General features: G+C 73.7%; 15 protein-coding genes. 11 read left to right on the plus strand and 4 right to left on the minus strand.

Translation table 11 applies throughout. The features are described from left to right. Positions 1 to 21 precede the first annotated feature (21 nt). Positions 22 to 465, plus strand: coding sequence for a MaoC family dehydratase (locus tag DOO78_RS00265; protein WP_111467740.1), 444 nt, complete (start codon positions 22 to 24; stop codon positions 463 to 465). Here the strand turns inward: DOO78_RS00265 and DOO78_RS00270 are convergent. Further along, positions 462 to 1,064: a TlpA family protein disulfide reductase gene (locus DOO78_RS00270; RefSeq protein ID WP_243634286.1), complete on the minus strand. Its 603-nt coding sequence runs from the start codon at positions 1,062 to 1,064 to the stop codon at positions 462 to 464. The genes DOO78_RS00265 and DOO78_RS00270 overlap by 4 nt on opposite strands. A gap of 1 nt (position 1,065) precedes the next feature. On the opposite strand from DOO78_RS00270, the gene argH reads away from it, so the two are divergent. Together argH and DOO78_RS00280 are read left to right on the plus strand one after the other, a co-directional pair. Then, on the plus strand, positions 1,066 to 2,508 hold the full coding sequence (gene argH, locus DOO78_RS00275; protein WP_279387761.1) for an argininosuccinate lyase: 1,443 nt from the start codon (positions 1,066 to 1,068) through the stop codon (positions 2,506 to 2,508). Beyond that, positions 2,505 to 2,681 carry a lipoprotein gene (locus DOO78_RS00280; RefSeq protein ID WP_165838647.1) on the plus strand — a complete coding sequence of 59 codons (177 nt, stop codon included), beginning with the start codon at positions 2,505 to 2,507 and terminating at the stop codon, positions 2,679 to 2,681. Before argH ends, DOO78_RS00280 begins: the two co-directional genes overlap by 4 nt. 51 nt (positions 2,682 to 2,732) lie before the next feature. Here the strand turns inward: DOO78_RS00280 and DOO78_RS00285 are convergent, their stop codons facing one another. Further along, a complete protein-coding gene (locus DOO78_RS00285; RefSeq protein ID WP_111467744.1) occupies positions 2,733 to 3,920 on the minus strand; it encodes a cytochrome P450 in 1,188 nt (395 codons plus the stop codon). Between the two features lie 247 nt (positions 3,921 to 4,167). On the opposite strand from DOO78_RS00285, the gene DOO78_RS00290 reads away from it, so the two are divergent. The 8 genes from DOO78_RS00290 (at position 4,168) to DOO78_RS00325 (ending at position 19,428) form a co-directional block, all read left to right on the plus strand. Beyond that, a complete protein-coding gene (locus DOO78_RS00290) occupies positions 4,168 to 5,148 on the plus strand; it encodes a Bug family tripartite tricarboxylate transporter substrate binding protein (RefSeq protein ID WP_165838648.1) in 981 nt (326 codons plus the stop codon). 34 nt (positions 5,149 to 5,182) lie between these two features. After that, positions 5,183 to 6,205 (plus strand): Bug family tripartite tricarboxylate transporter substrate binding protein, encoded by a 1,023-nt coding sequence (locus DOO78_RS00295; RefSeq protein ID WP_111467746.1) that lies wholly within the window; start codon positions 5,183 to 5,185, stop codon positions 6,203 to 6,205. 128 nt (positions 6,206 to 6,333) lie between these two features. Continuing rightward, complete coding sequence (locus DOO78_RS00300) at positions 6,334 to 7,563, plus strand: MFS transporter (RefSeq protein ID WP_111467747.1); 1,230 nt, start codon at positions 6,334 to 6,336, stop codon at positions 7,561 to 7,563. Positions 7,564 to 7,764: 201 nt separating this feature from the next. Further along, positions 7,765 to 9,117 carry a diaminopimelate decarboxylase gene (gene lysA, locus DOO78_RS00305; protein WP_111467748.1) on the plus strand — a complete coding sequence of 451 codons (1,353 nt, stop codon included), beginning with the start codon at positions 7,765 to 7,767 and terminating at the stop codon, positions 9,115 to 9,117. Positions 9,118 to 9,167: 50 nt separating this feature from the next. Next, a complete protein-coding gene (locus tag DOO78_RS00310; protein ID WP_111467749.1) occupies positions 9,168 to 11,783 on the plus strand; it encodes a TIGR02302 family protein in 2,616 nt (871 codons plus the stop codon). Positions 11,784 to 11,887: 104 nt separating this feature from the next. Further along, complete coding sequence (gene aspT, locus DOO78_RS00315; RefSeq protein WP_111467750.1) at positions 11,888 to 13,573, plus strand: aspartate-alanine antiporter; 1,686 nt, start codon at positions 11,888 to 11,890, stop codon at positions 13,571 to 13,573. Positions 13,574 to 13,595: 22 nt separating this feature from the next. Beyond that, the gene (locus tag DOO78_RS00320; RefSeq protein WP_111467751.1) at positions 13,596 to 15,209 is read left to right on the plus strand and encodes a bifunctional aspartate transaminase/aspartate 4-decarboxylase; all 1,614 of its coding nucleotides are present in this window, start codon (positions 13,596 to 13,598) and stop codon (positions 15,207 to 15,209) included. A gap of 199 nt (positions 15,210 to 15,408) precedes the next feature. Further along, entirely contained in the window at positions 15,409 to 19,428 is a 4,020-nt protein-coding gene (locus DOO78_RS00325) for a calcium-binding protein (protein ID WP_165838649.1), read from the plus strand. A 9-nt stretch (positions 19,429 to 19,437) separates the two neighbouring features. Here DOO78_RS00325 and DOO78_RS00330 read toward each other — a convergent pair whose 3' ends face one another. Beyond that, complete coding sequence (locus tag DOO78_RS00330; RefSeq protein ID WP_165838650.1) at positions 19,438 to 20,541, minus strand: PQQ-dependent sugar dehydrogenase; 1,104 nt, start codon at positions 20,539 to 20,541, stop codon at positions 19,438 to 19,440. 187 nt (positions 20,542 to 20,728) lie between these two features. Further along, the gene (gene trxA, locus DOO78_RS00335; RefSeq protein ID WP_111467754.1) at positions 20,729 to 21,058 is read right to left on the minus strand and encodes a thioredoxin TrxA; all 330 of its coding nucleotides are present in this window, start codon (positions 21,056 to 21,058) and stop codon (positions 20,729 to 20,731) included. Between the last annotated feature and the right edge of the window lie 17 nt (positions 21,059 to 21,075).

The following is a 21,075-nucleotide window of genomic DNA, read 5'->3' on the forward strand; positions in this document are numbered from 1 at the left end:
TCAGGGCGCGGAGGCATCGCCATGGAGCCAATGTATCTCGAGGAGTTCGCCGCCGGGCAGGTCTTCCGCTCCGGCGGCTACGAGGTCACCGAGGCGGAGATCCTCGACTATGCCCGGCGCTGGGACCCGCAGCCCTTCCACCTCGATGACGCGGCGGCGCGCGGCACGCTGTTCGGCGGCCTCGCCGCCAGCGGCTGGCACACCGCCGGCGTCACCATGCGCCTCATTGTCGAGAGCTTTCCCCCGGCCGGGGGCGTGATCGGCGGTCGGATGGAGATGCTGGAATGGCCGCGGCCGGTGCGGCCGGGCGACGTGCTCCGCGTCGAGAGCGAGGTGCTGGAGGTGCGGCCGAGCCGCAGCAAGCCGGGGCAGGGGATGCTGCGCGTCCGCTGCACCACGCTGAACCAGCGCGACGAGCCGGTGCAGGTCATCGTCCCCAACCTCGTCGTGCCGCGCCGGCCTTAGGTCTTCGACTGGTCCGCCGGCGCCGCGGCCGGGCCGACCAGGCGGCGGATCTCGGCCAGCATCGCCGGCTGGTCCCAGGCCGCCGCCCCCTCCAGCCGCGCCCTCTCCCGCCCCTGCCGGTCCACCACCACCGTGGTCGGCAGCCCGCGCACCCCGAGCGCCCGCTGCGCCGCGCCCTTCGGGTCGAGCCAGAGGCCGAGCCGGCCGATGCCCTTGTCGCGGAAGAAGGGCTCGACCGCCGCCTTGCCGCCGCGGTCGGAGGACAGGGCGAGCACCCGGATGCCCTCGCCCGCCAGCACCGCCTGGGCGCGATCGAGCGCCGGCATCTCCTCGACGCAGGGGCCGCACCAGGTGGCCCAGCAATTGATCAGCAGCCCCTGGCCGGCGAAGGCGGCGACGCCGTGCTCCGCCCCGGCGGCATCGGTGAAGCCGAACTCGGGCAGCGGCTTCGGCCCGTCCTCGACCAGCTTGCCCATCGCGCCGGCGGCGCGGGCTTTGCGCGCCGGGGACGCGGCGGCTAGGGTCCCGCCCGAAACCAGGCCCAGCATCGCCTGCAGCAACGCCCGGCGGGGCGCCCAGAGACCGGAAAGCGCAGCCATCGTGTCAGATCCTTCCCCTGGTCCCTCGACCGCGTCCTCGACCGGCACCCCCCCGAGCAGCACCCGGGGCAACGCCCAATGGGGCGGCCGCTTCGCCGCGGGGCCCTCGGCCATCATGCAGGCGATCAATGCCTCGATCGGCTTCGACCGCAAGCTGTGGCGGCAGGATATCGCCGGCAGCCTCGCCCATGCCGCCATGCTGGCGCATGTGGGGATCATCTCCGCCGCCGACGAGGCGGCGATCCGCGAGGGGCTCGGCGCCATCGCGCGGCGCATCGAGGCCGGGGAATTTCCCTGGGACGAGGCGCTCGAGGACATCCACATGAACATCGAGGCCCGGCTGACCGAGGCGATCGGCGAGGCGGGCAAGCGGCTGCACACCGGGCGCAGCCGCAACGACCAGGTGGCGCTCGATGTCCGGCTCTGGGTGCGGGACGCGATCGACGGCCTCGCCGGCCAGGTCGAGGATGTGATGCGCGCCCTGGTCGCCCGCGCCGAGGCGCATGCCGATACCGTGATGCCCGGCTTCACCCATCTGCAGCCGGCCCAGCCCGTCACCTTCGGGCACCATCTGCTGGCCTATGTCGAGATGCTCTCGCGCGACCTCTCGCGCCTGCGGGACGCCCGGGCGCGGCTGAACGAGAGCCCGCTCGGCGCCGCGGCGCTGGCCGGCACCGGCTTCCCGATCGACCGGCACATGACGGCCGCGGCCCTCGGCTTCGACGGCCCGACGCGCAACAGCCTCGACAGCGTCGCCTCCCGCGACTTCGCCGCCGAATTCCTCTTCTGCTGCGCCATGTGCGCCACCCATCTCTCGCGCTTCGCCGAGGAGATGGTGATCTGGACCAACCCCTATTTCGGCTTCGTCCGCCTCTCCGACGCCTTCACCACCGGCTCCTCCATCATGCCGCAGAAGCGCAACCCGGATGCGGCGGAGCTGGTGCGCGGCAAGACCGGGCGCATGGTCGGCGCGCTGGTCGGGATGCTGACCGTGCTGAAGGGGCTGGCGCTGACCTATTTCAAGGACATGCAGGAGGACAAGGAGGGGATCTTCGACGCCGCGGAGAACCTCACCCTCTGCCTCGCCGCCGTCGCCGGCATGGTGCGCGACATGCAGCCGGACGCGGCGCGGCTGGCGCAAGCGGCGGGCGCCGGCTTCTCCACCGCCACCGACCTCGCCGACTGGCTGGTGCGCACGTTGAGGATGCCCTTCCGCGACGCGCATCACGTCACCGGCCGGCTGGTCGCCCGGGCCGAGGCCAAGGGCTGCGACCTCGCCGGGCTGACGCTGGCCGAGATGCAGGCCGAGGAGCCGCGCATCACCGAGGCGGTCTTCGGCGTGCTGACGGTCGCCGCCTCGGTCGCCTCGCGCACCTCCTATGGCGGCACGGCGCCGGAGAATGTGCGCCGCATGGCGGCGGAGTGGCGGGAGCGGCTGGCGTGACGCGCCGCCTCCTCGCCCTGCTGGCCGCCGCGGCGCTGGCCGGCTGCGGCCGGGCCGGGCCGCCGCGCCCGCCCGGGCCGAAGGACCAGATCATCTACCCCCGCGCCTATCCGCAATACGCGCCCCAGCCGGCGCCGCAGGGCCCCCCGGCGCCGGCCGCGCCGGCCCGCTGATACCGGGCGCAACCCTCGGGCAGCCCGATCAGGCCGCCGGGTGCAGCCGCATCAGCCCGCCGGGTGCAGCCGCACCGGCAGGCTCGCCAGGCCGCGCAGCGTGTTGTTGTGCCGCCGGCGCGGCGGCCCCGTGATCTCGATGCGCGCCACCCGCCGGGCCAGCGCCGCCAGCACGCATTCGCCCTCGAGCCTGGCCAGCGCCATGCCGACGCAGGCATGGATGCCGTTGCCGAAGCCGACATGGCCGGCGGTGCGGCGGGTGATGTCGTAGTCGTCGGGCCGGTCCCATTTGCGCGGGTCGCGGTTGGCGGCGCCGAGGAACATCAGCACCTTCTCCCCCTCCGGCAGCGTCTCGCCGCCGAGCGCGACGGCGCGGGTCGTCGTGCGGAAGAAGGTCTGCACCGGGCTTTCGTGGCGCACCGCCTCCTCGAAGGCGCCGCGCGCCAGGCCGGGCTGCGCCCGCAGCCGGTCATACTGCTCCGGATGGCGCGCCAGGCAGAAGACGGCGGCGCCGATGCCGCTCACCGTGGTGTCGACCCCCGCGGTCAGGACGGAGCGCACCACCTGCGCCGCCTCCTCCGCCGTCAGCTCGTCGCAGTCGACGGCCTCATGGATGCCGGCGCCGAAGCCCCCCGGCGCCAGGCTCTCGCGCCGGGACTGCGCGAAGACCCAGGGCGTCGCCTCGCGCGCCGCCTCGATGGCCTGCGCCAGATAGGCATTGGCCGGGCCGAAGCTGTTGAAGACGAGGTTGCCCCAGGGCAGGAGATGGCGGCGGTTCTCGCCCGGCATGCCCATCGCGTCCGGAAAGACGGCGAGGGGATAGGCCTCGGCGAGTTCGGGGATGGCGTCGATCTCGCGCCGCGCGACCAGCCTGTCCACCAGCGCCTCGGCTGCCGCCGTGAAGGGCGCGCGCAGCGCCGCGATCGCCGCCGGCGAGAGCACCCGCGCCTGCACCTTGCGGGTGCGGTCGTGCAGCGGCGGGTCGGTCTCCAGCACGATGGAGGGCGGCCGCGCCGGCTGGTCCCGCGCGAAATCCTGCAACCCGACGCCGCGCGCCGAGGAGAAGCTCCGCCAATCCTCGAGCACCGCCTTCACCTCGGCATGGCGGGCGACGGCGAAGACGCCGTAGCGCGTCAGGCGCACCACCGGGCCGAGCTCGCGCAGCGCCTCCTGCGCCGGCAGGGGATCCTCGAAATAGGCGGCATCGAAGGGATCGAGGGGGGAGTCGGGGATGGCCATGGCGGTCAGGCCGCCCGGGCCGTGGCGGGGGCCGCATCCCGTCCGGTTGGATGCGGCTGGATCCGATCTGGCTGCATGCGCCGTGCCTCCCTCGCGCGTCGTCCCCGGCCGCCATGCAACCACCATGGCCGCGCCGTTTCATCCGGAAAAGCAGGACCGCGGTCCGGTGGGCTTGCCAGACCCCCACCTTCTGCCGCCATGCTGCCGCCCAAAGGACCGGCGGCGGCCGGCGGAACGGGAGATGGGAATGTCCGGGATGGGAAGGATCGGCCGGCGCGCCGCGCTGGCCGCGGGCGCGGCGCTGCTGGCGGCGCCGGCGCGGGCCGAGGAGCGTTGGCCGGATGGCCCCATCCGCTTCATCGGCGTCTTCCCGCCGGGCGGCGGCACCGACATCCTCTCGCGCCTCTGGTGCAACCGGATGGCGGAGCTCTGCGGCGAGCAGTTCATCGTCGAGAATCGCAGCGGCTCGGCCGGCAATATCGGCACCGAGGCCATCGCCCGCGTCGCGCCGGACGGCCGCAGCATCGGCCTCGCCTCGGTGGCCCCGCTGGCCATCGCGCCGACGCTCTACCGCCGCCTGCCCTTCGACGTGAACCGCGACTTCACCTGGCTCGGCGGGCTGTGGAAGCTGCCGAACCTGCTGGTGGTGCATCCGGAGGTGCCGGCGCGGACGGTGCCGGAGCTGATCGCCCTGGTGAAGGCCAATCCCGGCAAGTACAGCTACGCCTCCTCCGGCTCCGGCACCACGGTGCATCTCTCGGGCGCCGCCTTCGCCGCCCGGGCCGGGCTCGAGATGGTGCACGTGCCCTATCGCGGCGGCGCCCCGGCGCATGTCGACCTGATGGCTGGGCGGGTGCACATGATCTTCGACAACATCCCCCAGGCCCTGCAGGAGGCGCGCGAGGGGCGGGTGCGGGCGCTCGCCGTCACCTCGGCGCAGCGCGTGCCGCAGGCGCCGGAGATCCCGGCCATGGCGGAATTCCTGCCGGGCTTCGAGATCACCTCCTGGGCCGGCGTCATGGGGCCGGCCGGGCTGCCGCCCGCGCTGGCGGCGCGCATCGCCGCCCGCACCGCCGAGGCGCTGGCGAGCCGCGAGCTGGCGGCGCGCTACGAGGAGAACGGCGCCACGGTCTGGGCCGCGACGCCCGAGGAATTCGCCCGTTTCCGCGCGGCGGAGGAAAGCGCCTTCGCCCCGATCATCCGGGCCTCGGGCGCGCAGGTGGATTGAGGCCCGGTCAGGCAGCGACAGGAGGAGGACGAGCATGCGGCAAGGGAGAACCGCGCCGGGGCGAGGCGCGCTGCGCCGGCGCGCGGCTCTGCGGCTGGCGGCGCTGGCCACGCCCGGGCTGGGGATGCTGGGGCTCGGCACCGCCCGCGCCCAGGGCGGCGACTGGCCGAACCGGCCGGTCCGCTACGTCAACCCCTATCCGCCGAGCGGGCCGACCGACACGCTCTCGCGCCTCTGGTGCGCGCGGATGAGCGAGGTCACCGGCCAGCAATTCGTGGTCGAGAACCGCAGCGGCTCGGGCGGCAATGTCGGGGCCGACGTGATCGCCAAATCCGCGCCGGATGGCTACACGGTCGGCCTCGGCGGCATCGCCTCGCATGCCATCGCGCCGACGCTCTACGCCTCGCTGCCCTTCGACCCGCACAAGGATTTCACCCTGGTGGGCGGGCTCTGGCAGCTGCCGAACCTGCTGGCGGTCAATCTCGACCTGCCGGCAAGGACGGTGCCGGAGCTGATCGCGCTGCTGAAGGCGCATCCCGGCAGATACACCTTCGGTTCGGCCGGCGCCGGCACCACGCTGCACCTGGCGGGCGAGATGTTCGGCCAGATGGCCGGCGTGCAGATGGTGCATGTGCCCTATCGCGGCAGCGCCCCGGCGCAGCTCGACCTGGTCGCCGGCCGCATCCAGATGATGTTCGACAACATCCCCGGCACCCTGCAGCTCTCGCGCGAGGGCCGGGTGCGGCCGCTCGCCGTCACCTCGCTCAAGCGGAGCCCGGTGGCGCCGGAGATCCCGGCCTTGAGCGAATTCCTGCCGGGCTTCGACATCGTCTCCTGGACCTGCCTCTCGGCGCCGGCCGGTCTGCCGCCGGCCATGGTGGCGCGCATGAGCGCCCTCTCGCGCAAGGCGTTGGAGTCCGAGGCGCTGGTCAAGGCCTATCGCGACCTCGGGGCCGAGCCCTGGTGGACCTCGACCGAGGACATCGCCAGCTACCGCGCCGCGCAGGAGGCGCGGCTGGCGCCGCTGATCCGGGCCTCCGGCGCGCGCGTCGACTGAGGCGGCCGAGGCGGGCCGCGCGGCCCGGCCATGCTCCCCGCGAATGGCCGCGGCCCTTTCCGCCCGGGGCGATCTGCTGCTTTGCTGCCAGGATGGCCGCAGGGCCGCCGCAGGAGCGGGAGGAAACGATGCCTGCAGCGCACCGCGCCGAGTCCGGCGTGGACAGCCGCTATGCCTGGATGCGGCTCGCGGCCGCGGTGCTGCTCAGCACCCTCGGCGGGGTCGGGCTCTGGTCGATCGTCGTGGCGCTGCCGGCGGTGCAGGCGGAATTCGGCACCGCCCGCGCCGATGCCTCGCTCCCCTATACCCTGACCACCCTCGGCTTCGCCGCCGGCGGCATCCTCATGGGCCGGCTCGCCGACCGCTTCGGCGTCATGCTGCCGGTGCTGATCGGCATCGCCGCCCTGGCGCTCGGCTATGTCCTCGCCGCCCAGGCCGGCAGCATGGGGCAGTACGCGGTCATCCATGGCGGGCTGATCGGGCTGCTCGGCGCCTGCGCCACCTTCGGGCCGGTGGTGGCCGACACCTCGCTCTGGTTCCGCCGCCGCCGCGGCTTCGCCGTCTCGCTCGCCGCCAGCGGCAATTACTTCGCCGGCGCGGTCTGGCCGCCGCTGGTCCAGGCCGGCATCGCCGCCTATGGCTGGCGGCAGACGCATGTGATGATCGGCATCGCCTGCCTGGTGCTGATGCTGCCGCTGGCGCTGGTGCTGCGCCGCCCGGCGCCGCGGCAGGAGCCCGCGCCGGCCATGGCCGGGCGGGCGATCCCGGCGAGCCCGCTCGGCCTCGCGCCCAACACGCTGCAGGCGCTGCTGGCGGTGGCGGGCATCGCCTGCTGCATCGCCATGGCCATGCCGCAGGTGCACATCGTCGCCTATTGCGCCGATCTCGGCTACGGGCCGGCGCGCGGCGCGGAGATGCTCTCGGTGATGCTGGCCTGCGGCGTGGTCAGTCGCCTCTCCTTCGGCGCGATCCTGGACCGCATCGGCAGCGCCGCCACGCTGCTGCTCTCGGCGACCTTGCAGGCGGTGGCGCTGGCGCTGTTCCTGCCCTTCGACGGGCTGGTCTCGCTCTATCTCATCTCCGGCATCTTCGGCCTGTTCCAGGGCGGCATCGTCTCCACCTATGCGGTGATCGTGCGGGAGAACGTGCCGGTGCGGGAGGTCGGGACGCGGGTCGGCATCGCCCTCTCGGCGACGCTGGTCGGCATGGCGATCGGCGGCTGGATGTCCGGCCTCGCCTTCGACCTCACCGGCTCCTACCGCGCCGCGGTGCTGAACGGCATCGCCTGGAACGCCGTGACCATCGCCATCGCCGGCTGGCTGGTGCTGCGGCGGCGGACCCGATTGGCCTATGCGTAGCGTTCCCCACGACGGCGCTTCGCGCCGCCGCGGGGCCCCGTTCTTCGCATCTGGCCCAGGTCGCGTCACAGCCTGCCGTGGCGAAGCCGCGGCAGGGCAACGGGAGGCGGCTGAGGGGGCGTCCGACCTGGGCGGGCCTGTCCGTGCGCGGGACGGACGTGCCGCTTGTCCCGGGGGTGTGCGGCGCCGCAGAATGGGGGGATGGCTGCCCCCCTTTCCCGCGTGCCGGCCGAGGCCGATCCGAGCTTCGCCGAGCTCATCGCCGCCCGGCCGCACCTCTCCGCGCATGCCCTCGACGGGCTGACCGTCGAGGAGGTCCCGCTCGCCCGCATCGCCGCCGAGATCGGCACCCCGACCTGGGTCTATTCCGCCGGGGCGCTCCGTCGCCGTGCCCGCGCCCTCGCCTCGGCGCTGGACGGCGCCGGGCTGCGCGCCTCCATCCACTACGCGGTGAAGGCCAACAGCAGCCGCGCCGTGTTGCGGGTGCTGGCCGATGAGGGGCTCGGCGCCGACGTGGTCTCGGAGGGCGAGCTGCGCGCCGCCCGCGCCGCCGGTATCCCGGCCTCGGCCATCGTCTTCTCCGGCGTCGGCAAGACCGAGCGGGAGCTGCGCCTCGCCCTCGAGGAGGACATCGCCCAGATCAACCTCGAAAGCGCCGAGGAGGCGGTGATGCTCTCCGCCCTCGCCGCGGCGATGGGCCGCACCGCGCGGGTGGCGCTGCGGGTGAACCCGGATGTCGATGCCCGCACCCATGCCAAGATCACCACCGGCCGGTCGGAGAACAAATTCGGCGTCGCCATCGCCGAGGCGCCCGCCCTCTACGCCCGCCTCGCCGCCCTGCCGGGGCTGGAGCCGGTCGGCGTCGCCACCCATATCGGCAGCCAGATCACCGCCGGCATGGCCGCCTACCGCGCCGCCTATGCCCGGCTCGCCGAGCTGGTGCGGGCGCTCCGCGCCGCCGGCCTGCCGGTGCGCCATGTCGATTGCGGCGGCGGCCTCGGCATCCCCTATCGGGACGAGCCGGCGCCGCTGCCGGAGGCGCTGGCCGGGGCGATCAAATCCACCCTCGGCCTGCTCGGCCTGCCGGTGATGCTGGAGCCGGGGCGCTGGATCGCCGGCCCGCCTGGCCTGCTGCTCGCCTCCGTCATCCTGCAGAAGCAGGGGGCCGACCGTCGCTTCCTGGTGCTGGACGCCGCCATGAACGACCTGGTGCGGCCGGCCATGTACGAGGCCTGGCACGGCATCCTGCCGGTCGGCGCGCGCGACCTGGTGGCGCCGCTCGCGCCGGCCGAGGTGGTCGGCCCGGTCTGCGAGACCGGCGACACCTTTGCCCGCGGCCGGGCGTTGCCATCTCTGTCCCCGGGAGCGCTGGTCGCCTTCCTGGATGCGGGAGCCTATGGCGCCGTGATGAGCAGCACCTACAACATGCGGCCCCTGGCCGCCGAGGTGATGGTGGACGGGGCGCGCTTCGCGGTGACGCGGGAGCGGCAGAGCTACGCGGCGCTGCTCGGGGCCGAACGTCTGCCGCCCTGGCTCGGGGAGGCTGCGCCCTGAGCCCGGCCGGGCCGCCGCCGCCGGATCCCGACGCCGCCGCGGACGGGTCCATGCGGCGCCTGGCCGCGCTGCTGCGGCGCCGGCGGCGCCTGGCCCGGCTTGCCCTACTGTGGGAGGCGGCCTGGCCGCGCCTCTGGCCGGTGCTCGGCCTGCTCGGCCTCGGCCTCGTCATCGCCCTGCTCGACCTGCCGCAGAGGCTGCCGCCCTGGTTGCACATCCTGCTGCTCCTCGCCGCCGCCGGCCTGCTCGGCTGGACAGGCTGGCGGGCCTTCCGCGGCTTCCGCCTGCCGGACGATGCCGGGGCCGAGCGGCGGCTGGAGCGCAATGCCGGCCTGCGGCACCGGCCGCTGGCGACGCTCTCGGACCGGCCGGCCGGCAACGATCCGGCGGCGCTGGCGCTCTGGCGGGTGCACCAGGCGCGGGCCGCGGCGCAGATCCGGCGGTTGCAGGTCGGCCTGCCGCGCCCCGGCCTGCCGGGGCGCGATCCGCGGGCGCTGCGGGCCGCGGTCGGGCTCGCCGTCCTCGCCGCCCTGGTCGTGGCCGGGGACGAGGTGCCGGAGCGGCTTCGTCGGGCCGTCACCCCGGCCTTCGCCGGCCCGGCCCCGACGCCGGCGCTGAAGCTGGAGGCCTGGGTGACGCCGCCCGCCTATACCGGTGCCGCGCCCGTGTTCCTCGACCCGGCCGGCGGCGCCGCCACCGTGCCGGCGGGCAGCAGGTTGCAGGTCTCGCTCTCCGGCGGCCATGGCGCCGTGCCCGAGTTGCTGATGGAGGCCGAGGCGACGCCCTTCCGCGCGCTGGACGGCGCCAGCTTCGCCGCCGAGGCGCTGCTCGAGCATGGCGGCCGCCTCGCCGTGCGGCGCGGCGGCGAGGAGCTGGCGCGCTGGGCGCTGACCGTGCAGGCCGATGCGCCGCCCCGCGTCGCCTTCGCCGAGCCCCCCGGCCGGGCCCCCCGCGGCCTCGGCACCCGGCTGCCCTGGAAGGCCGAGGATGACTGGGGCCTGGCCAATCTGCGGGCCGAGCTGCGGCTGCAGGCGCGGCCCGAGGCGCCGCCGCTGCGGCTGGACCTGGCGCTGCCGGGGCTGAACCCGAAGCAGGCGAAGGGCGCCGCCACGCCCGATCTCTCGGCGCATCCCTGGGCCGGGTTGGAGGTGGAGGCGCGGCTGCTGGCGAAGGATGGGGCGGGCCAGGAGGGGCAGTCCGAGGCCGCGACGCTCACCCTCCCGGAGCGGAGCTTCAACCATCCCGTGGCGCAGCGGCTGATCGCCCTGCGCAAGGCGCTTTCGCTGGAGCCGGAGCGCCGGGCGCCGGTGCGGCGCGAGCTCGAGGCCGTCGCCGCGGCGCCCGAGGCCTTCGAGCACGACGTCGCCACCTATCTCGCGCTGCGCACGGCGCGCACCCGCCTCATCGTCGACCGCCGGCCCGAGGCGGTGCCGGAGGTGCAGGAGATCCTCTGGCAGGTGGCCCTGGCCCTCGAGGAAGGCCGCGACGGCCGCACCCTGCGCGCCCTGCAACAGGCGCGCGAGGCGTTGCGCGAGGCGCTCGACAAGGCCGAGCAGCAGGAGAAGGCGCCGAACCAGGACGAGGCCAAGGCGCAGGAGCAGCGCGCCGAGCTGGAGCGCCGCATCCAGGAGCTGCGCGACGCCATCCGCCAGCATCTCGAGGCGCTGGCCGAGAAGCTGCAACGCGAGAATGCCGAGGCGATGCCCTTCGATCCGCAGTCGCGGCTGATGGACCAGAAGGAGATGGACCGCCGCACCCGCCGCATGGAGCAGGCGGCGCGCGAGGGCCGGACCGAGGATGCGAAGCGCGAGCTGGCCGAGCTGGAGGAGATGCTGAAGGCGCTCGAGGAAGGCCGCGCCCAGCGCGCCGAGAGCCCCGAGCGCCAGCAGCGGCGCGAGAAGGGCCAGCAGCAGATGGGCGTCGTGCAGGACATGGTGAAGCGCCAGTCCGAGATGCTCGACCGCAGCCACCAGCGCGCCGACGAGGATGACCGCGAGCGCAGCACGCGGGAGCGTCAGCAGCGGCTGAACCAGCAAAATCCCCGCTGGCCGCCGGATGCGCCGCAGCCGCAGTCGCCCTCGGCGCAGCAGCAGGGCGGAGGGGAGCGGGAGGGCCAGCAGGAGCAGGCCGCGCGCGACCAGGATGGCCGCCGGCAACGGGCGCTGCGGCGCGCGCTCGGCGAGCTGATGCAGCAATTCGGCGACATGACCGGCGAGGTCCCGGAGGCGCTTGGCCGTGCCGACCAGGCGATGCGCGAGGCGCAGGAGCAGCTGAGCCAGGGCGGCGATGCCCGCGCGGCGCAGCAGCGCGCCTTGCAGGCGTTGCAGGAGGGCGGGCGGCAGATGGCCCAGTCCATGCAGCGCCAGTTCGGCATGAGCCAGGAAGGCGACGAGGACGGCGACCCGCAGGACATGACGGGCGAGAACCAGCCCGGCGGCACGGGCCAGGACCAGGCGCATGGCCAGGGCGAGGGGCGCGATCCGCTCGGCCGCCGCTCGCGCGACGTCAACGGCAACGCCGACAACGGCGCCGATACGCGGGTGCCGGAGGAGGCGGAGATGCTGCGGACCCGGCGGCTGCAGGAGGAGCTGCGGCGGCGCGGCGCGGAGCGCGAGCGCCCGATGGAGGAGCTCGACTACATCGACAGGTTGCTGAAGCAGTTCTGAGACACGCGCGGCCCGGGGACACAGGGCGGTCCTGACCGCGATCCGCCCGGCAACCTTTTCCATCGCGCTAGGTTGTGTCGGCTGCACCGCGGGGTCGACGTGCCATGTCCTGGCTGCACGCCATACTGGACCAGTCCCCCGAGGTCGCGCTCTTCCTGTCGCTGGCCATCGGCTATGCCATAGGCCGCATCCAATTCGGCAAGTTCCAGCTTGGCGGCGTCGCCGGATCGTTGCTCGCCGCGGTCGTCATCAGCCAGTTCGGCGTGCATATCGACAACGGTGTCAAGTCGATCCTGTTTGCGCTCTTCATCTACGCGGTAGGATTCGAGAGCGGGCCGCAATTCTTCCGCTCGCTCGGCCTGCAATCCATCCGCGAGATCGTCATGGCCGCGGTGCTGGCGCTGAGCGGCCTGGCGACGGTGGTGATCCTGGCGCGCCTCTTCGGGCTCGACAAAGGCCTCGCCGCCGGCATCGCCGCGGGCGGGCTGACGCAATCGGCGATCATCGGCACCGCCGGCGCGGCCATCGCCAAGCTCGGCCTGCCGCTCGACGAGGTGCAGCGGCTGCAGGGCAACGTCGCGGTGGGCTATGCCGTGACCTATATCTTCGGCTCCTTCGGCGCCATCATCGTCTGCGTCAACATCCTGCCCTGGTTCACCGGCCGCGGCATCCGCGACGATGCCATCCGGGCCGAGGCGAAGCTGTTGGCCGGTGCCCGCGTCTATGCGCCGGGCGAGCAGCCGGCGGCGCCCGACCTGGTCGGGCGGCTGTTCCAGGTGGACCAGGCGGCGGGACAGAGTGTCGCCCAGCTCGAGGCGCGGGCCGGCGCCCCGGTCTCGGTCGAGCGCATCAAGCATGCCGGGCGGCTGGTCGGCGTCGAGCCCACGGTGACCCTGCAACGCGGCGACGTGGTGCTGCTGGTGGGGCGGCGGGCCGGCATGCTCGACCTGGCCGGCGGGATCGGGCCGGAGCTGCAATCCTCCGAGGGGATGGACGTCGTCACCCTCACCCGCGACGTGGCGGTGACCAACCCGGCCTATGTCGGCCATAGCGTCGCCGAGATCATGGCGGCGACCGCGCCCGAGATGCGGCACGGCGTCTTCCTCACCGGCCTGCATCGCGCCGGCCAGCCGGTGCCGTTGACGCCGGCCACGCGGGTGGAGAAGGCCGACATCGCCACGCTCTACGGCACGGAGAGCGACGTGAAGCGCGCCGCGGCCTCGGCCGGCACCGTGATCGTGTCCTCGGACAAGACGGATTTCGTCTTCCACGGCCTCGGCCTCGCGGTCGGGCTGCTGATCGGGCTCGTGGTGGTGCGCATCGGCGACGTGCCGCTGACGCTCGGCAGCGGCGGCGGCGCGCTGCTCTCCGGCCTGCTCTTCGGCTGGTATCGCGGCCGCAACCTCGCCGTCGGCAACATGCCGGTCGGCGCCTCGACCCTGCTGCGCGACCTCGGCCTGGCCGGCTTCGTCGCGGCGGTCGGGCTGCAATCCGGGCAGCAGGCGGTGACGACGGTGGCGCAGCAGGGGCTGACCCTGTTCCTCCTCGGCGTGGTGGTCACCCTGCTGCCGATGCTGATCACCATGGCGGTCGGCCGCTACCTGCTGCGCTACGACAACACCGCGGTCTTCGCCGGCGCGCTGTCCGGCTCCCGCTCCGCCAACCCGGCCTTCGGCGAGGTGCTGGACAAGGCCGGCAATTCCATCCCCACGACGCCCTTCGCCATCACCTATGCGCTCGCCAATGTCTTCCTCACGCTGTTGGGGCCGCTGGTCGTGGCGCTCGCGTGAGGCATCGGCAGGAGGCCGACCCATGGAACCCCGCAAGGACGACTACGCGCAGTACGCGAAGCTCAGCCCCTTCGAGCTGAAGGACGAACTGATCAAGCTGGCGTCGAGCAAGGCGAACCGGCTGATGCTGAATGCCGGCCGCGGCAACCCGAATTTCATGGCGACCCTGCCGCGCCGCGCCTTCCTCCGTCTCGGCCTCTTCGCGGTGGCGGAATCCGAGTTGTCCTATTCCTACATGCCGAACGGCGTCGGCGGCCTGCCCCGCATCGAGGGCATCGAGGGGCGCTTCGAGCGCTTCGTCGCCGATCACCGCGACCAGGAGGGCGTCGCCTTCCTCGGCCGGGCGCTGAGCTATGTCCGCGACCAGCTCGGCCTATCCGCCTCGGCCTTCCTGCACGAGATGGTCGAGGGCATCCTGGGCGGCACCTATCCCGAGCCGCCGCGCATGCTGCGCATGAGCGAGGAGGTCGTGCGGCAGTATCTGGTGAAGGAGATGGTGGGCGGCCATCTGCCCGGCGAGGCGATCGACCTTTTCGCGCTCGAGGGCGGCACCGCCGCCATGACCTACATCTTCGACAGCATGCAGAAGAACCACCTCATCGCCAAGGGCGACAAGGTGGCGATCGGGCTGCCGGTCTTCACGCCCTACATCGAGATTCCGCAGCTCGAGAATTACGCGCTGGAGGAGGTGCCGCTGCACGCCAATCCGGCGCAGGGCTGGCAGTATCCGGATGCCGAGCTGGACAAGCTGAAGGACCCGGCGGTCAAGGTCTTCTTCTGCGTCAACCCGAGCAACCCGCCCTCGGTGAAGATGGACGACCGCAGCCTGGAGCGCATCGCCGCCATCGTGAAGGAGAGCCGGCCGGACCTCATCATCCTCACCGACGACGTCTACGGCACCTTCGCCGACGATTTCCGCTCCCTCTTCGCGGTCTGCCCCCAGAACACCGTCCTGGTCTACTCCTTCTCCAAGTATTTCGGCGCCACCGGCTGGCGGCTCGGCGTGGTGGCGACGCATCGCGACAACGCCATGGACCGCGCCCTCGCGGCGCTGCCGGAGCCGGTGAAGGCGACGCTCGACCGCCGCTACGGCTCGCTGGTGCCGGATGTGCGCGCGCTCCGCTTCATCGACCGGCTGGTGGCCGACAGCCGCACCGTGGCGCTGAACCACACCGCGGGCCTGTCCACGCCGCAGCAGGTGCAGATGGTGATGTTCGCCCTCTTCGCCATGATGGACGAGAACGACGCCTACAAGGCGGAGCTGAAGAAGCTGGTGCGGCGGCGCGAGGCGGCGCTCTACCGCGAGCTCGGCCTGGCGCCCGAATCCGGCCCGAACGCCGTCGACTATTACACGCTGCTCGATCTGGAGCGGATCGCCGAGCGGCTGCATGGCCGGGAATTCGCAACCTGGATCACCGAGCGGTCCTCCTCCGGCGACCTGCTCTTCCGCATTGCCGACGAGACCGGCATCGTGCTGCTGCCCGGCCGCGGCTTCGGAACGCAGCGGCCGGCGGCGCGCGCCTCGCTCGCCAATCTCAACGAGTACGAATACGCCCGCATCGGCCGTGCCCTGAAGGGCATGGCGGAGGAGTTCCACGCCGAGTTCCGGAAGCAGCAGCCCGCCACCAAGGCGTAGAGCGGATCCCGCTCCGCCGGCCTCGCCGGGGCGGGTGAGGATGCCATGAAGACGACAGGTTGGCGCCCACCCCGTGAAGGGCTGTTCACGGGGCGGGCGCCAGCGGTGCCGCCTTCACCCTTCCTCAAGCCCGGCGCCGCTACCCAGGCCTGCCCATGGCGCCTTCGCGCCGCGGGCGTGGAGGATGTGGCGGCGGGCCATGGCGACACTGGGCGGCAGCGCCGCGGATGATGTGCTGCAGGGCACGGCCGGGGCGGATTCGCTCGAAGGCGGCATGGGGGCGGATACGCTGCTGGGCGGCGGCGGGGCGGACAGCCTGCGCGGCGGCGGCGGCGCCGACCTCATTCTGCTGCAGGGCATCGACGGCGTCGCCTCCACCCTTGGCGCCATGCAGCGCATCCTCGATTTTTCGCTCGCCCAGGGCGACCTCCTGGCGCTGCGCGCCCAGCCCGTCGCGGGCGAGCTCTGGCCCATCGCCACCGGCAGTTGGGCCTTGCCCGGCGAGACGCCGCTGCCCATCGGCTGGGGCGGCAGCCTGGCGCCGGCCGCGGCGCCGCTCGCCGGCCTCGCCTTGCCCGACCCGACCGGCGGCGCCGGCTTCCTGCTGCGCTGGCTGCCGGATACCGGGTCCGGCGGCTGGCTGATCCTCGATGCCGACCGCGACGGCGTGCTGGGTGCCGTCGACCTGGTGGCGCGCTTCGACCTGCCCGCGGGCCAGGCGATCGGGCCGGAGGCCTTCCTCGCCGGCAGCCTCGCCCTGCTGGGCAGCATCGGCGCGGATAGCCTCGCCGGCACCGCCGCGGCCGACCGCCTGCACGGCTTCGGCGGCAATGACCGCCTGTCGGGTGGCGGCGGCAGCGACACGCTGCTCGGCGGCGCGGGGCAGGACACGCTGCTCGGCGGCGACGGCTTCGACAGCCTCGAGGGCGGCGATGGTAACGATTCGCTGGATGGCGGCGCGGGGACCGATGTCCTGCTCGGCGGCGTCGGCAACGACACGCTGCTCGGCGGCGCCGGCGACGACCTGTTGCAGGGCGGCGCCGACCGCGACGTGCTGCGGGGCGGCGAGGGCGATGACAGCCTCGAGGGCGGCCCCGGCGCCGATACCCTGGAGGGCGGCGCCGGGGCCGATACCATCCTGTTGCAGGCGATGGGCGAGGCCGCCTGGTCGACGCTCTCCGGCATGGACCAGGTGACCGGCTTCAGCGCCGCCGAGGGCGACCGGCTGCGCCTCTCCGATGCCTGGACGGGACAGGCCGATGGCAGCGGCGCCGATGCCGGCACCTATGCCGGCAGCGATGGCGTGGCGCGCGCCCTGCTCTGGGGCGGCGTCACCCGCGCGCTTTCCGCCTTGCCGGCGGGCACGGCCCTGCCGGCGCTGCCGACCGGGGCGACCGGGGCCTATCTCCTCTACTGGGTGCCGGCCCTCGCCGGCGGCACCGTGCCGGCCGGCGGCTGGCTGGTGCTCGACCTCGACCGCAACGGTCGCGTCGATGCCACGGATGCGGTCTGGCGCATCGGCTCCACCGCCCAGCCCGTCAGCATCGGGCCCACCGATTTCATCGCCGGCACCTTCCTCTCGGTGCTGCGCGGCGGCGTGCAGGTCGCCGGCACGGCGGGCAACGACACGCTGCGGGGCGGCAGCCTCAACGAGACCTTCCTCGGCAGCGGCGGCAGCGACGTCATCGAGGGTGGCGCCGGCGCGGCCAACGCGCTGAGCTATGCCGGCCTCGGCGGCAGCGTCGCGCTGCGCCTCGCCGCCGATGGCCACGGCACGGTGACGAAAAGCCAGGGTGGCACCGACAGCATCGCCGGCATCCAGGCCTTCAGCGGGACCGCCGGGGCGGACCGGCTGGATGCGGGCGCGGCACCGGCCGGTTTCTTCGCCATCAGCCTCGAGGGGCGGGCGGGCGACGATACGCTGATCGGCGGGGCCGGGGTGCAGGCGAGCTACGGCGCCAGCCCGGCGGCGGCGCGGATCGACCTCGCCGCCGGCACCGCGCAGGATGGCTGGGGCGGCACCGACCGGCTGAGCGGCATCCGCCGCGTGGCGGTGACCTCGGCCTATGCCGATACGGTGCTGGGCTCGGCGGGCGACGACCTGTTCCTGTCCGGCGCTGCCGGCAACAAGCTCTTCGATGGCCGCGGCGGCACGGATGAGTGGCGCTATGCCGGCAGCGGCGCGGTGGCGGTCGACCTCGCCGCGGGGCTGGCGGAGAAGCCGGGCGGCGTCGACCGCCTGACCGGCATCGAGGTGGCGAGCGGCGGCGCCGGGAATGACAGCCTGCGCGGCTCGGCGGGCAGTGACCGGCTGGCCGGCGCGGCGGGCGACGACACCATCGATGGCGGCGCCGGCAAGGATATCGTCGCCTACGACGTGATCGCGCCGGGCAGCGACCTGCCGCTGCGGGGTGCGGTGGTCGATCTCTCGACCGGCCGGGCGACCGATCCCTGGGGTGGGCAGGATGTGCTGCGCAACCTCGAGGGCGCCTGGGGCTCCCGGCTCGGCGACGACCTGACTGGCATCGCCATCGCCGGGGTCTACACCACGCTGCGCGGCCTGGCCGGCGACGACACGCTGCGCGGCCCGCAGGCCCGCAGCCTGGTGCTGGCGGATTATGCCGGCGACCCGGCCGCGGTCGTGGTCGATCTCGCCGCCGGCACCGCCTGGGATGGCTGGGGGGGCACCGACCGGCTGGTGCTGATCGACCATGCCCGCGGCAGCGACTTCGCCGACCGCCTCGCCGGCAACGGCAACGCGAACATGCTGATGGGCGGCGCCGGCAACGACACGCTGCTCGGCGGTGCCGGCAACGACACGCTGCAACCTGGGCCCGGCGCCGACCTGCTGCAGGGCGGCGAGGGCGACGACTTGTTCTCCCCGGAGGCGGATGGGCGCTTCACCGGCAGCCTCTCGCTCGCGCTCGGCGACGGCACCGCGCGGCTCCTCACCTTCACCAATGTCGCCCTCTTCGCCGACCGCCTCGATGGCGGCGCCGGCACGGATCGCTGGGTGGCGCCGGCGGGGAACGCCCTGCTCGACCTGCGCAATGCGGCACCCCTCGGTATGGAACGGTTCGAGGGCAATGCCGGTGCCGATGCGCTGCTGCTGCCGGCAAGCCTCGCCGGGGCGGTGACGCTGCTCGGCGGCGGCGGCAACGACACGCTCGCGGCCGGTGGCGGCAAGGACGTGCTGGACGGCGGCACGGGTGACGACCTGCTGCTCGGCGGCGCGGGCAACGACACGCTGCGCGGCGGCGCCGGCGACGACACGCTGATGGGCGGCGACGGCAACGACGCCATGGATGGCAATGTCGGGCGTGACAGCGTGCTGGGCGGCGCCGGCAACGACACCATCATCTGCTCCGCCTGGGCGGCGCTGCTCGATGGTGGCCCGGGGCAGGACCGGCTCTCCTTCAACCTCGGCGGCGCGATCGGGGCGCTGCGGCTGGTGGCCGATGCGGCGGGGCAGGTGCTGACGGGCGGCGGCAACACGACGCTGCTGCGCGGCTTCGAGACGGAGTCCATCATCGGCGGCGCCGGCAACGATGTCTTCCGCGGCCTCGCCGGCAACGACACGCTGCGCGGCGGCGCGGGCAACGACGTGCTGGAAGGCGTTGCCGGCAACGATCTCCTCGATGGCGGCGCGGGCAACGACACGCTGCGCGGCGGCGCCGGCGACGACACGCTGATGGGCGGCGACGGCAACGACGCCATGGATGGCAATGGCGGCCGCGACAGCCTGCTCGGCGGCGCCGGCAACGACACCATCGTCGCCCTGAACTGGGCGGTGCTGCTGGATGGCGGGCCGGGGCAGGACCTGCTCTCTTTCAGCCTGTCGCATGCGCTGGGCGCGCTGCGGCTGGAGAATGACGCGGCGGGGCAGGTGCTGACCGGCGGCGGCAACACTATGCTGCTGCACGGCTTCGAGCGGGACTCGATCACCGGCGGCGCCGGCAACGATTGGTTCCGTGGCCTTGCCGGGGCCGACACGCTGCGCGGCGGCGCGGGCAACGACACGCTGATCGGCGGCGCCGGCGACGACCTGCTCGATGGCGGCACGGGCATCGATGTCGCCGTCATCGCCGGCAAGGCGGCGAGCACCCTCCTGACGCGCCAGGCGGACGGCTCCTGGCTCGCCACCGGGCCGGAGGGAACCGACCGGCTCGTCTCCATCGAGCGGGTGCATTTCACCGACCGCGACGTGCTGCTGTATTGAGCGGCGGCCCTACCGCGCCGGCACCAGCCGCAGGATGCGCCCCTCCGCCTCGTCGGTGAGCAGGTAGAGGGCGCCCTCCGGCCCCTGCACCACCTGCCGCAGCCGCGGGCCGTCCTGCAACAGCCGCTCCTCGCCCGTCACCCGGTCGCCCTCGGTCGAGAGCCGCACCAGGCCGGGCGGGTTCAGCGCCGCGACGAAGAGGCTGCCGCGCCAGGCCGGGAAGGCGCCGCCGGTGTAGAAGGCGATGCCCGAGGGGCTGACCGAGGGCAGCCAGACATGGATCGGCTCCTCCATGTCCGGCCGCGACGCGCCCTCGCCGATCGCCGTGCCGTCATAGTCGCGGCCATGGGTGACGACCGGCCAGCCGTAATTCCGGCCGGGGCGGAGGAGGTTGATCTCGTCGCCGCCGAGCGGGCCGAACTCCGCCTCCCACAGGCTGCCGGTCCAGGGATTGACGGCGAGGCCCTGCGGGTTGCGGTGGCCATAGGTGAAGATCTCGGCCCGCGCCCCGGCGCGGCCGGCGAAGGGGTTGCCGCGCCACGGCGTGCCGTCGCGGGAGAGCCGCAGCACCTTGCCGCCGAGATCCGCGAGCCGCTGCGCCCGCTGCTTGGTCTCGTAGCGCTCGCCCACCGAGAGGAAGAGCGCGCCGTCGCGGCCGAAGACGATGCGGCAGCCATAGTGGTTGCGCCCGCTCGCCTGCGGCGGCGTCGCATCGAGGATGGGCCGGACCCGTTGCAGCGCGCGGGCGTCGCGCGAGAGCCGGGCGCGCACCAGCCGGGTCAGGGCGCCGCCCGGCACCAGCGCGGCCTGGCAGAGATAGACCTCCCGCGTGCGGGCGAAATCCGGGGCGAGGGCGATGTCGAGCAGCCCGCCCTGGCCCGCCGCCTCCACCTGCGGCACCCCGGCCAGCGGCGGCGAGACACGGCCGTCGCGCCCGACCAGCCGCAGCCGGCCGGGGCGTTCCGTCACCAGCAGCCGGCCATCCGGGAGGAAGGCGGCACCCCAGGGATTTTCCAGCCCGGAGGCGAAGGGCTCGACACGGAACGCCGCCGGCTGTGCCCGGGCACCGGCGGCGAGGATCAGGGACAGGAAGGCGAGGAGGAGGGGCCGCATGCGGCGGAAGATGGGGCGTCCCCCGGCCGCCGCCATCCCGGCGGCGCCTCGCCTCAGAGCGCCTGTCACAACCGTCGCTGCCCGTTGTCCTGGCGCGGCTTCGCCGCGACAGGCTGTGACGGCTCCTGGCCGAGAGGAGAGTCCATGGGGCCCCCGCAAAGCCGCGCAGCGGTCTTGTGGGGAGTTCTCAGCCGATGTTGCTGTCGATCCAGCCCTTGAGCTGGCCCTTGGGCGAGGCGCCCACCTTGGTGTCCACCAGCTTGCCGTCCTTGAAGAGCAGCATGGTGGGGATGCCGCGGACCGCATACTCGTTCGGCGTCATCGGGTTCTCGTCGATGTTCACCTTGGCGACGGTCAGCTTGCCCTCATACTCCTTGGCCAGCTCGTCGAGGATCGGGCCGACCATCCGGCAGGGGCCGCACCACTCCGCCCAGAAATCCACCAGCACGGCGCCGGACGCTTCCAGCACGTCCTGCTTGAAGGTGTCGTCGGTGACGGCCTTGGTCAGTTCGCTCATGGATTGCATGCCTTGTC

It is taken from the genome of Roseicella frigidaeris, assembly GCF_003258945.1.
Lineage (GTDB): Bacteria > Pseudomonadota > Alphaproteobacteria > Acetobacterales > Acetobacteraceae > Paracraurococcus > Paracraurococcus frigidaeris.

Excerpts from the sequence above, each read along its gene's own strand:
- DOO78_RS00270 (WP_243634286.1), bottom strand. The coding sequence starts at position 1,064 with ATGGCTGCGCTTTCCGGTCTCTGGGCGCCCCGCCGGGCGTTGCTGCAG.
- DOO78_RS00285 (WP_111467744.1), bottom strand. The coding sequence starts at position 3,920 with ATGGCCATCCCCGACTCCCCCCTCGATCCCTTCGATGCCGCCTATTTC.
- aspT (WP_111467750.1), top strand. The coding sequence starts at position 11,888 with ATGTCCTGGCTGCACGCCATACTGGACCAGTCCCCCGAGGTCGCGCTC.
- DOO78_RS00330 (WP_165838650.1), bottom strand. The coding sequence starts at position 20,541 with ATGCGGCCCCTCCTCCTCGCCTTCCTGTCCCTGATCCTCGCCGCCGGT.
- DOO78_RS00325 (WP_165838649.1), top strand. The coding sequence starts at position 15,409 with ATGGCGACACTGGGCGGCAGCGCCGCGGATGATGTGCTGCAGGGCACG.
- DOO78_RS00295 (WP_111467746.1), top strand. The coding sequence starts at position 5,183 with ATGCGGCAAGGGAGAACCGCGCCGGGGCGAGGCGCGCTGCGCCGGCGC.
- DOO78_RS00320 (WP_111467751.1), top strand. The coding sequence starts at position 13,596 with ATGGAACCCCGCAAGGACGACTACGCGCAGTACGCGAAGCTCAGCCCC.
- lysA (WP_111467748.1), top strand. The coding sequence starts at position 7,765 with ATGGCTGCCCCCCTTTCCCGCGTGCCGGCCGAGGCCGATCCGAGCTTC.
- DOO78_RS00310 (WP_111467749.1), top strand. The coding sequence starts at position 9,168 with ATGCGGCGCCTGGCCGCGCTGCTGCGGCGCCGGCGGCGCCTGGCCCGG.
- DOO78_RS00265 (WP_111467740.1), top strand. The coding sequence starts at position 22 with ATGGAGCCAATGTATCTCGAGGAGTTCGCCGCCGGGCAGGTCTTCCGC.
- DOO78_RS00290 (WP_165838648.1), top strand. The coding sequence starts at position 4,168 with ATGTCCGGGATGGGAAGGATCGGCCGGCGCGCCGCGCTGGCCGCGGGC.
- trxA (WP_111467754.1), bottom strand. The coding sequence starts at position 21,058 with ATGAGCGAACTGACCAAGGCCGTCACCGACGACACCTTCAAGCAGGAC.
- DOO78_RS00300 (WP_111467747.1), top strand. The coding sequence starts at position 6,334 with ATGCCTGCAGCGCACCGCGCCGAGTCCGGCGTGGACAGCCGCTATGCC.